At 71.3% G+C, this 10373-nt stretch carries 10 protein-coding genes; 9 read left to right on the plus strand and 1 reads right to left on the minus strand.

Annotated elements, in window-relative coordinates; genetic code table 11:
• Nucleotides 1–134: 134 nt before the first annotated feature.
• From ABTZ17_RS34205 to ABTZ17_RS34225, 5 genes are all read left to right on the plus strand, one after another.
• A complete protein-coding gene (locus ABTZ17_RS34205; RefSeq protein WP_352199714.1) occupies nucleotides 135–593 on the plus strand; it encodes a peroxiredoxin in 459 nt (152 codons plus the stop codon).
• 172 nt (nucleotides 594–765) lie between these two features.
• Entirely contained in the window at nucleotides 766–1341 is a 576-nt protein-coding gene (locus ABTZ17_RS34210; RefSeq protein WP_352199705.1) for a TerD family protein, read from the plus strand.
• A 137-nt stretch (nucleotides 1342–1478) separates the two neighbouring features.
• Nucleotides 1479–2054, plus strand: a complete 576-nt coding sequence (locus tag ABTZ17_RS34215) for a TerD family protein (RefSeq protein WP_352199706.1) — start codon at nucleotides 1479–1481, stop codon at nucleotides 2052–2054.
• Between the two features lie 23 nt (nucleotides 2055–2077).
• Nucleotides 2078–3211, plus strand: coding sequence for a DUF475 domain-containing protein (locus tag ABTZ17_RS34220; protein ID WP_352199707.1), 1134 nt, complete (start codon nucleotides 2078–2080; stop codon nucleotides 3209–3211).
• Nucleotides 3212–3310: 99 nt separating this feature from the next.
• Nucleotides 3311–4048 carry a TerD family protein gene (locus ABTZ17_RS34225; protein ID WP_352199708.1) on the plus strand — a complete coding sequence of 246 codons (738 nt, stop codon included), beginning with the start codon at nucleotides 3311–3313 and terminating at the stop codon, nucleotides 4046–4048.
• Nucleotides 4049–4058: 10 nt separating this feature from the next.
• Here the strand turns inward: ABTZ17_RS34225 and ABTZ17_RS34230 are convergent, their stop codons facing one another.
• Entirely contained in the window at nucleotides 4059–4850 is a 792-nt protein-coding gene (locus ABTZ17_RS34230) for a TerD family protein (protein ID WP_352199709.1), read from the minus strand.
• A gap of 211 nt (nucleotides 4851–5061) precedes the next feature.
• Between ABTZ17_RS34230 and ABTZ17_RS34235 the strand changes: the two genes are divergently transcribed.
• Genes ABTZ17_RS34235 through ABTZ17_RS34250 form a run of 4 tightly spaced genes read left to right on the plus strand, consistent with a single transcriptional unit; the run spans nucleotide 5062 to nucleotide 10265 of the window.
• Nucleotides 5062–6234 (plus strand): HpcH/HpaI aldolase/citrate lyase family protein, encoded by a 1173-nt coding sequence (locus ABTZ17_RS34235; protein ID WP_352199710.1) that lies wholly within the window; start codon nucleotides 5062–5064, stop codon nucleotides 6232–6234.
• Complete coding sequence (locus ABTZ17_RS34240) at nucleotides 6231–8771, plus strand: phosphoribosyltransferase (RefSeq protein WP_352199711.1); 2541 nt, start codon at nucleotides 6231–6233, stop codon at nucleotides 8769–8771. Before ABTZ17_RS34235 ends, ABTZ17_RS34240 begins: the two co-directional genes overlap by 4 nt.
• Nucleotides 8768–9601, plus strand: coding sequence for an HAD family hydrolase (locus tag ABTZ17_RS34245; protein WP_352199712.1), 834 nt, complete (start codon nucleotides 8768–8770; stop codon nucleotides 9599–9601). Before ABTZ17_RS34240 ends, ABTZ17_RS34245 begins: the two co-directional genes overlap by 4 nt.
• Nucleotides 9602–9605: 4 nt before the next feature.
• Nucleotides 9606–10265: an O-methyltransferase gene (locus ABTZ17_RS34250; protein ID WP_352199713.1), complete on the plus strand. Its 660-nt coding sequence runs from the start codon at nucleotides 9606–9608 to the stop codon at nucleotides 10263–10265.
• Nucleotides 10266–10373 lie beyond the last annotated feature (108 nt).

The raw sequence follows: 10373 nt of genomic DNA on the forward strand, positions 1-10373 counted from the left end.
CGGCCTCCTCGGCGGCCTCCTCGGCGGCGTCCGTCCGCGCGGCACCCGGACGGCCACCCCTGGTGGCCGGGGGTTCCGTCGTCCACGCCCTAGGGTGGTGGACACCCGAACAGCGCAACGAAGGGAAACGAGAGATGGCGATCGAGGTCGGCACCAAGGCCCCGGACTTCGAGCTCAAGGACAACCACGGCGCCACCGTGCGGCTGTCCGACTTCCGCGGCGAGAAGAACGTGGTGCTGCTCTTCTACCCGTTCGCCTTCACCGGCGTCTGCACCGGCGAGCTGTGCGCCCTGCGGGACCAGCTGCCGCGCTTCCAGAACGAGGACGTGCAGCTCCTGGCCGTCTCCAACGACTCCATCCACACCCTGCGCGTCTTCGGCGAGCAGGAGGGCCTGGACTATCCGCTGCTGTCCGACTTCTGGCCGCACGGCGAGACCTCCCGCGCCTACGGCGTCTTCGACGAGGACAAGGGCTGCGCGGTCCGCGGCACCTTCGTCATCGACAAGGAGGGCGTCGTCCGCTGGAGCGTCGTCAACGGCCTGCCGGACGCCCGTGACCTGAACGAGTACGTCAAGGCCCTCGACAGCCTCTGACGGGTCCCGGTGGCCCCCCGGAAGGGCACGACCGGCGGCCTGACCGGGCACGGACCGGGAAATGCGCCGGGAAAACCGGTACGGACCGGGAACCCGTCACTAGGATCCAAGCGTTCAACCGGTTAGCAACCGCACGACGGGGCCCCGCCCCATCACTACCAATGGAGGACCCGTGGGAGTCAGCCTCAGCAAGGGCGGCAACGTCTCGCTGACCAAGGCCGCCCCCAACCTGACGGCGGTCATCGTCGGCCTGGGCTGGGACGCTCGCACCACCACCGGCGTCGACTTCGACCTCGACGCCAGTGCGCTGCTCACGAACGACCAGGGCAAGGTCACGAACGACTCGAACTTCGTGTTCTTCAACAACCTGAAGAGCCCGGACGGCTCGGTGGAGCACACCGGTGACAACATCACCGGTGAGGGCGACGGCGACGACGAGCAGATCAAGGTGAACCTGGCCGGCGTCCCCGGCGACGTGCACCGCATCGTCTTCCCGGTCTCCATCTACGAGGCCGAGAGCCGCCAGCAGAGCTTCGGCCAGGTCCGCAACGCCTTCATCCGCGTGGTGAACCAGGCCGACAACGTCGAGCTGGCCCGCTACGACCTCTCCGAGGACGCCTCCACCGAGACCGCCATGGTCTTCGGTGAGCTGTACCGCAACGGCGCCGAGTGGAAGTTCCGCGCCATCGGCCAGGGCTACGCCTCCGGCCTCCGCGGCATCGCCCAGGACTTCGGCGTCAACGTCTGACGCACCGGCCGTGGCCCCGCCACGCCACCGCGGCCCCGTGCCGCGCCCCGCAGTACCCCGTCCGGCGCCGCGCACCCCTCGTGTGCGGCGCCGGACCGGTTTGCCACCACTGAGATCGTCCGGGGAGGACCACGAACATGGGCGTCACACTCGCCAAGGGGGGCAATGTCTCCCTGTCCAAGGCCGCACCGAACCTGACCCGGGTGCTGATCGGCCTCGGCTGGGACGCGCGCTCCACCACGGGCGCGGACTTCGACCTCGACGCCAGTGCCCTGCTGTGCCAGAACGGCCGGGTGCTCGGGGACAACTACTTCGTCTTCTACAACAACCTCAAGAGCCCCGAGGGCTCCGTCGAACACACCGGCGACAACCTCACGGGTGAGGGTGACGGGGACGACGAGTCCCTCATCATCGACCTGACGCTGGTGCCCGCCGAGGTGGACAAGATCGTCTTCCCGGTCTCCATCCACGACGCGGACGCCCGCCGTCAGACGTTCGGGCAGGTCACGAACGCCTTCATCCGCGTGGTGAACCAGGCCGACGGTCAGGAACTCGCCCGCTACGACCTTTCCGAGGACGCTTCCGACGAAACGGCGATGATCTTCGGCGAGGTCTACCGGTACGGCGGTGAATGGAAGTTCCGCGCGGTGGGCCAGGGGTACGCGTCGGGTCTGCGGGGCATCGCTCTAGACTTCGGGGTCAATGTTTCGTAAAGCCGCGTCCGGATGAGGTACCTGTGGTTCTAAAAACCTTCGGCTGGTCGTTCGCCGTCACGGCGCTCGGTCTGGCCTTTGCCGCATGGCAGTGGGGGTGGGAGGCGTTCGGGATCGTCCTGATCCTGTCGATCCTCGAAATCTCGCTGTCCTTCGACAACGCGGTGGTCAACGCCGGGATCCTGAAGAAGATGAATGCCTTCTGGCAGAAGATCTTCCTCACGATCGGCATCCTGATCGCCGTGTTCGGCATGCGCCTGGTGTTCCCGGTGGCCATCGTGGCCATCAGCGCCAAGGTGGGGCCGATCGAGGCCGTCGAGCTGGCGATGGACCACCCCGAGCGGTACGAGGCGCTCGTCACCGACGCGCACCCCGCGATCGCCGCCTTCGGTGGCATGTTCCTGCTGATGATCTTCCTGGACTTCATCTTCGAGGACCGGGACATCAAGTGGCTGGGCTGGCTGGAGCGGCCGCTGGCCAAGCTCGGCAAGGTCGACATGCTCTCCGTGTGCATCGCCCTGATCGCCCTGCTCGTCACCGCGATGACCTTCGCCACCGAGGCGCACACCAGCACCGGTCACGCCGACAAGTCGGCCACGGTGCTGCTGGCCGGTGTCGCCGGTCTGATCACGTACCTCATCGTCGGCGGTCTCTCCGGCTTCTTCGAGAACAAGCTCGAAGAGGAGGAGGAACGCGAACACGAGGCCGAGGAGAAGGCCAAGGCCGAGGGCAAGCCGGTCTCCGCGGTCGGCCTGGCCGGCAAGGCGGCCTTCTTCCTGTTCCTCTACCTGGAGGTCCTGGACGCGTCGTTCTCCTTCGACGGCGTGATCGGCGCCTTCGCCATCACGAACCACATCTTCTGGATGGCGCTGGGTCTCGGCATCGGCGCCATGTACGTCCGTTCGCTCACGGTCTACCTGGTCCGCGAGGGCACCCTCGACGACTACGTGTACCTGGAGCACGGCGCCCACTACGCCATCGGCGCCCTGGCGATGATCCTGCTGGTCACCATCCAGCACGAGATCAGCGAGGTCATCACCGGCCTCATCGGCGTGGTGCTGATCGCCGCCTCCTTCTGGTCCTCCGTGGTCCGCAACCGGCGCCTGGCCGCCGAGGGCGGGGCCGAGGACAAGGCGGAGGTCGCGTCCGGGGTGTGACCCGGCCGCGAATGCGGAACGATTGCCCGAGGGGCGGCCGGTACCCGGCCGCCCCTCGGTCTTGGTCCGGTACACAGCCTGGGGGCAGGGGTGGGGTTGGTGGGGTTCTTCGACGGCCTGAGGGGCGGTCGCGCGGCACAGTTCCAGTCGGGCGGTGCCTCGTCGAACGCGATCGAGCTGACCAAACGACAGCCGACGGTGTCACTGACCCGGCAGGGGGCGGTCACGGGCAATCTGCGCGTGAACCTCTCCTGGCGGATGCGGACCTCCGACTTCGGGGGCCGGGACCGCCAGGCGGGCCTGCTCCGGCACCCCTTCAAGCTGTTCAAGCCGGAGATCGTGCAGGCCCACACCCAGGGCATGGTCAACGTGGACCTCGACATCGGCTGCCTGTACGAGCTGGCCGACGGCACCCGCGGGGTGGTCCAGCCGCTCGGCAACCTCCTCGGGGACCTCAACGGCCCGCCGTACGTGAAGCTCAGCGGGGACGACCGCTTCGGGGCCCCCTCGGGGGAGACCCTCTTCGTCAACCTCGACCACGCCGACAAGATCAAACGGTTGCTGGTCTTCGCCTACATCTACGACCAGACCCCGGCCTTCGACCGCACCCACGCCCTGGTCACCCTCTATCCGGTGACCGGGCCGCGGATCGAGATCGCGTTGGACGAGCGGCAGCCGCAGGCCCGCTCCTGCGCGGTGCTGCTGCTGGAGAACGTCAAGGACGAACTGGTCGTGCGGCGCGAGGTGAAGTTCGTGTACGGCTTCCAGGCCGAGCTGGACCGGCTCTACGGCTGGGGCCTCCAGTGGGGCCGCGGCTACAAGAGCACCTCCCGCTGAAGGGAGACCGTCAGCGGCGCAGGAACTGCGGGCCCTGGAGCGGCAGCCGGAAGGACGGGTCGCCGCCCGGGCCGGGCACGGGCAGCGGCGGGGCGGTCGCGGCCACGGGCTGCGGGTACCCGTAGGCGGGCGGCTCGGTGGGCGCCGCCTGGGTCCGGGGCGGGTGCTGGGTGACCGGGGCCGGTCCGACCAGGGCCTGGGTGGCGGGCAGCGCCGAGCCGGCCGTGCCGGCGTCCGGGGCGGCGCCCTCGGCGGCGTTCTCGTCCACCGAGATGCCGTGGTCGGTGGCCAGTCCCACCAGACCGTCCGAATAGCCCTCGCCCAGGGCCCGGAACTTCCAGGCGTCGCCGCGGCGGTACAGCTCCCCGCAGATCAGGGCGGTCTCGGCGCCCGTCTCGGGGCGCACGTCGAAGTGGGCGAGCGGTTCGGCGCCGCCCTGCGCGGTGGCGTCGTAGAGCAGGATCCGCAGGTCGCGGACCCGCTCGAAGGGCACGTCCTCGGCGGAGGCCACGACCAGGACCCGGTCCACGGCCGCCGGCATGCTGCTCAGGTCCGCCTGGATGGCGTCGGTGACGTCCTCGCCGAGCAGCTTCTTGCCCAGGCGCCAGACCGAGCCCGAGGGGTGCCGGGGCTGGTTGTAGAAGACGAAGTCCTCGTCGGAGCGCACGCGCCCGTCCCGGCCCAGGACCAGGGCGGAGGCGTCCACGTCCGGGACCTCGGGGCCGGTGGTCCAGCGCAGCACCGCCCGGACCGCCGTGGCGGTCACGGGGATGTTGGAGCCCTTCTGCATCGCGTGCGTCATGCCGGTCATCCTGCCCTCCCGGGCCGGAGCGGGACAATGCGGCCCCCCTTGTCAGGTCCACGCGGCCCTCGACTTGTACCCACGGCGGGTGGTGGGCATCGTGCAAGAGGGTTACCGGGATGTCATCTACTTGGGGAACTCTTGACACTCATTCGTACGTACTATTACCGGCCACGTCAGTCCGGCCGCCCAAGCAGTACGGGGGAAGCACATGCGTCACTTCGGGCACATTTCGCCCGCCCTTCGCGCGGAACTCTTCCACCGGGAACCGAGTGAATTCACCCTGGCCTCCCCGGCCCGGGTCCTCGCGGCCGCCCTCGGGGCCACCTTGTACAGCCCCGCCACCCGTCCGGCCCTGGCCGCGGACATCCGCAAGCAGACCGCCCGCGGAGTCGTCTCCATGGTCCTCTGCCTGGAGGATTCCATCAGCGACGGCGAGGTCGCGGCGGCCGAGGAGAACCTCGTCCGACAGTTCGAGGGGCTCTCGGAAGGCACCGACGAGCTGCCCCTGATTTTCATCCGGGTCCGCACACCCGAGCAGATCCTCGACCTGGTCACCCGCCTCGGTCCCACCGTGCGGCATCTGGCCGGATTCGTTCTTCCCAAATTCACCGAAACCAGCGGTGGCCCCTTCCTGGACGCGGTGGTCAAGGCCGAGGAGGTCGCCGGCCGCCGCCTCTACGCCATGCCGGTGCTCGAATCACCCGAGCTGCTGCACCTGGAGACCCGGGTCGAGACCCTCGCCGGGATCTCGCGGACCGTGAAACACCACCGCGAACGGGTCCTCGCCCTCCGCCTCGGCGTCACCGACTTCTGCTCCGCCTACGGACTGCGCCGCACCCCCGACATGACCGCCTACGACGTGCAGATCGTCGCCGGCGTCATCGCCGACGTGGTCAACGTCCTCAGCCGCGCCGACGGCACCGGCTTCACCGTCACCGGGCCCGTCTGGGAGTACTTCCGCCACCAGCAGCGCATGTTCAAGCCCCAGCTGCGCCGCAGCCCCTTCCTCGAAGGCCAGGCCGAGGAACTGCGTACCGCGCTGATCGAACACGACCTCGACGGGCTGCTCCGCGAGATCGAGCTCGACCGGGCCAACGGCCTGCTCGGCAAGACCTGCATCCACCCCGCGCACGTCCTGCCCGTGCACGCCCTCTCCGTGGTCTCCCACGAGGAGTACAGCGACGCCGAGGACATCCTGTGCCCGGACCGTGACGGAGGCGGGGTCCTCCGTTCGGCCTATACGAACAAAATGAACGAGGTGAAGCCGCACCGGGCCTGGGCGGAGCGGACCATGCTCCGCGCCGAGGTCTTCGGCGTGGCACGCGAACAGGTCGGCTTCGTGGACCTGCTCGCGGCGGGCCTCACGGGCGGAGCCCGGTGACGACGACGGAAGGGAACGCCATCAACGGCACGGTGTGGTCGGGAACGTGGGTCGGGGAACACCTCGGCGTGACGCTGAGTGACGACCGGAAGCCCCGGGGGACCGGCACGGACCCGGCGGACGGGCCGCCCCCGCGCCTGGCCGACCTGCTCGGCCTCGCCCTGCGGCGCAACCCCAAGCGGGCCCACCTCCTCGTCTCGCAGGTCCTCGGCAAGCACGTTCCGCAATCCCCGGAGACGGTCTACCGGGCCGGATACGGGCTCGGCGAGCGGGTCCGCGCCCTCCTCGGCCCCGAGGAGGCGGCCCGCGCCCTCGTCCTCGGCTACGCCGAGACCGCCACCGGCCTCGGACACTGCGTGGCCGACGGCCTCGGTTCCGCGCCCTGCCTGCACTCCACCCGCCGCCCCGTGGCCGGTGTGGCCGCCGCGGGCGGCTTCGAGGAGGCCCACTCGCACGCCACCTCCCACCTGCTGCTGCCCGAGGACCCCCGGCTCACGACCCGACCGGGCCCGCTGGTCCTCGTCGACGACGAGTTCTCCACCGGCAACACCGTCCTCAACACCATCCGCGACCTGCACGCCCGCCACCCCCGCGAGCACTACGTGGTGGTGGCGCTGGTGGACGTCCGGGCCCCCGCCGACCGGGACCGGCTGGACGCCTTCGCCGCGGAGATCGGCGCCCGGGTGGACCTCGTCGCCCTCGCCTCCGGCACCGTCGGCCTGCCCGACGGGGTCCTGGAACGCGGCACCGCCCTCGTCGCCGCCCACGAGCCCGCCCCCGGCTCCGCCCCGGCCCCCGGCTCCGCCCGGGCGCCCGAGGAGATATCCGGCGCGGCGGCCCCCGCCCCGGCCGCCGCCACGGAACGCGTGGACCTCGGCTGGCCCGCCGGACTGCCCGACGGCGGCCGGCACGGTTTCACCCCCGCCCACCGGGAGCGGCTGGAGGCCGCCCTCCCCGCCGTCACCACCCGCCTCGCCGAAGCCCTGGGCCCCCGCCCCGGCCGGATCCTCGTCCTCGGCAACGAAGAGCTGATGTACGCCCCGCTGCGCCTGGCCCGCGCCTTGGAGGCGCACGGCCTGGACGTGTCCTTCTCCACCACCACCCGCTCCCCGGTGCTGGCCGTGGACGACCCCGGGTACGCCATCCGCTCCCGCCTGGTCTTCCCCGCCCACGACCGGCCCGCCGACGGGCCCGGCGACCGGTACGCCTACAACGTGGCCGGGGCCGGCTTCGACACCGTCCTCGCCGTCGTGGACTCCGTGGGCGACACCCCCGAGCTGCACGCCCCCGGCGGACTCCTCGACGCCCTCGCCCCGCACACCGGCCGGGTCCTGCTCGCCGTGGTCCCCTCGTACGTGCCCGCCCCCGCCCGACCCGACCGGCAGGAGCCGACCATGCTTCCCGAGCCCCTGCGGGGTCCCGCCTTCTCCTCCTACGCGCCCGAGGACGTGGGCTGGCTCCTCCAGGACTTCTCCGGGGTCCGGCTGGAGGCCCCCACCGAGGAACGCGAGGAGGCCATCCAGGCGGGCGGCGCCCACTACGCCGAGTCCCTGCCCGTGGAGTACCAGCCCACCCCGGCCTACCAGGAGCTCTACGGGGCCGCGCTCACCGCCTCCGCCGCCCGGGTCGCCCGCGCGGTCGGCACCGTCACCGAGACCGTGCTCGCCGAACGCTCCCCGGCCCCCGTACTCGTCTCCCTGGCCCGCGCGGGCACCCCCGTCGGCGTGCTGATGCGCCGCTGGGCGCGGTACCGGCACGGCCTGGACCTCCCGCACTACGCCGTCTCCATCGTGCGCGGCCGCGGCATCGACGCCAACGCCCTGCGCTGGCTGGCCGCGCACCACGACCCGGCCGACGTGGTCTTCGTGGACGGCTGGACCGGCAAGGGCGCCATCACCCGCGAACTCACCGCCGCCCTCGCCGAGTTCCCCGGCTTCGACCCGGAGATCGTGGTCCTCGCCGACCCCGGCGGCTGCGTCTCCACCTACGGCACCCGCGAGGACTTCCTCATCCCCTCCGCCTGCCTCAACTCCACCGTCTCCGGGCTCATATCGCGGACGGTGCTGCGCGCCGACCTGGTCGGTCCGCACGACTTCCACGGCGCGAAGTTCTACCGCGAGCTGGCCGGAGCCGACGTCTCCGCCGCCTTCGTGGACACCGTCGCCGCCCGCTTCCCCGAGGTCGCCGACGCGGTGGCCGCCGAGGTCAAGGAACTGCTGGCGGCGGACCGTTCGCCCACCTGGGAAGGGTGGGCCGCGGTGGAGCGGATCAGCGAGGAGTACGGCATCCACGACGTCAACCTGGTCAAGCCCGGCGTGGGCGAGACCACCCGGGTGCTGTTGCGCCGGGTCCCGTGGAAGATCCTGGCCCGGCGCGGAGCCGAGGCCGAACTGGGGCACGTACGGCTCCTCGCCGAACAGCGGGGCGTGCCCGTCGAGGAGGTCGACGACCTCCCGTACAGCTGTGTCGGATTGATCCACCCCCGCTACACCAGGGGCGCCACCGGCGCCGACGGAAAGGCAGTGGTCTCGCAGTGACCGTTCTGATCGCCAGCGATCTCGACCGGACCCTCATCTATTCCCCGGCGGCCCTCGCCCTCGACGTACCCGACGCCCGTGCCCCCCGGCTGCTGTGCGTCGAGGTCCACGAGGGCAAGCCGCTGTCCTTCATGACGGAGACGGCGGCCGCCGGGTTCGCCGAGCTCACCGTCACCCCCGGCACCGTCTTCGTGCCCACCACCACCCGCACCCGCAAGCAGTACCAGCGGATCCGCTTCCCCGGCCGCCCCGCCCCGTACGCGATCTGCGCCAACGGCGGACAGCTGTTGGTGGACGGCGAACCGGACCGGGACTGGCGGCGCCGGGTCGCCGCCCGACTGGCCGCCGAGTGCGCCCCGTTGGAGGAGGTGCGGGCCCGCCTGACGGCCACCGCCGACCCGACCTGGCTGCGCAAGGAGCGGGTGGCCGAGGACCTCTTCGCCTACCTCGTCGTCGAACGACACCTGCTGCCCGAGGAATGGGTCAAGGAGCTGACGGAGTGGGCCGACGGCCGCGGCTGGACCGTCTCCCTCCAGGGCCGCAAGATCTACGCCGTGCCGCGCCCGCTCACCAAGAGCGCCGCGATGCGGGAGGTCGCCGAACGCACCGGGGCCTCCCTGACCCTGGCGGCCGGGGACTCCCTCCTCGACGCCGACCTGTTGCTCGCCGCCGATGTGGCCTGGCGTCCCGGCCACGGTGAGCTCGCGGACAGCGGCTGGCACGCCCCCGGCGTCACGGCCCTCGCCGAGCGCGGTGTCGCGGCGGGCGAGGAGATCGTCCGCCGGTTCGCCCGAGCCGCCCGCGAGCACGGGGTTCCGGCGGCAGACTGAGCCCATGACCAAGGGCAATTCAACGAAGATCACGGACGAGCTCTACGACTACGTGCTGGCCCACAACCCCCCGCTGGACGCCGTCCAGCGGGGGCTGGTGGCGCTGACCTGGGAGAAGTTCCCCGACGCGGCGAACATGCAGTCCGCTGAGGAGCAGGGGCCGCTGCTGGCCTTTCTGGTCCGGCTGGTCGGGGCCCGGCACGTGGTGGAGGTGGGCACCTTCACCGGTTTCTCCACCCTCGCCATGGCCCAGGCACTGCCCGCCGACGGCACCCTCATCGCCTGCGACGTCTCCGAGGAGTGGACGGCGTACGGCCGCGAGGCCTGGGAGGCGGCGGGGGTCGCGGACCGCATCGACCTGCGGATCGCGCCCGCGTTGGAGACCCTGCGCGCGATGCCGGAGACCCCGCACGTGGACCTGGCCTACCTGGACGCGGACAAGCAGAACCTCGTCGCGTACTGGGAGGAGCTGGTGCCCCGGCTCCGCCCGGGCGGCCTGATCGTCACCGACAACACCCTCTTCCACGGGCGCGTCCTGGAGCAGGAACCCTCGGAGGCGACGGCCGGGGTGAAGGCGTTCAACGAGCACGTGCAGAAGGACGCGCGCATGGACAGCGTCCTGACGGTCATCTCGGACGGACTGACCCTGTCGCGCAAGAGGTAGGCCGGGCCGCGGAGTTCCGGGTCAGGGGCCTCGGGCGGGGGCTCTCGCCGGTTCCTGCGCCAGCACTGGGGCGACCTGTTCGCGGGCGGCAAGTCGGGCGGCGCCAAC

Source organism: Streptomyces sp. NPDC097619 (assembly GCF_040302735.1).
In the GTDB taxonomy this organism is placed as follows: Bacteria; Actinomycetota; Actinomycetes; order Streptomycetales; family Streptomycetaceae; genus Streptomyces.

Excerpts from the sequence above, each read along its gene's own strand:
- ABTZ17_RS34230 (WP_352199709.1), bottom strand. The coding sequence starts at position 4,850 with ATGACGCACGCGATGCAGAAGGGCTCCAACATCCCCGTGACCGCCACG.
- ABTZ17_RS34205 (WP_352199714.1), top strand. The coding sequence starts at position 135 with ATGGCGATCGAGGTCGGCACCAAGGCCCCGGACTTCGAGCTCAAGGAC.
- ABTZ17_RS34250 (WP_352199713.1), top strand. The coding sequence starts at position 9,606 with ATGACCAAGGGCAATTCAACGAAGATCACGGACGAGCTCTACGACTAC.
- ABTZ17_RS34215 (WP_352199706.1), top strand. The coding sequence starts at position 1,479 with ATGGGCGTCACACTCGCCAAGGGGGGCAATGTCTCCCTGTCCAAGGCC.
- ABTZ17_RS34235 (WP_352199710.1), top strand. The coding sequence starts at position 5,062 with ATGCGTCACTTCGGGCACATTTCGCCCGCCCTTCGCGCGGAACTCTTC.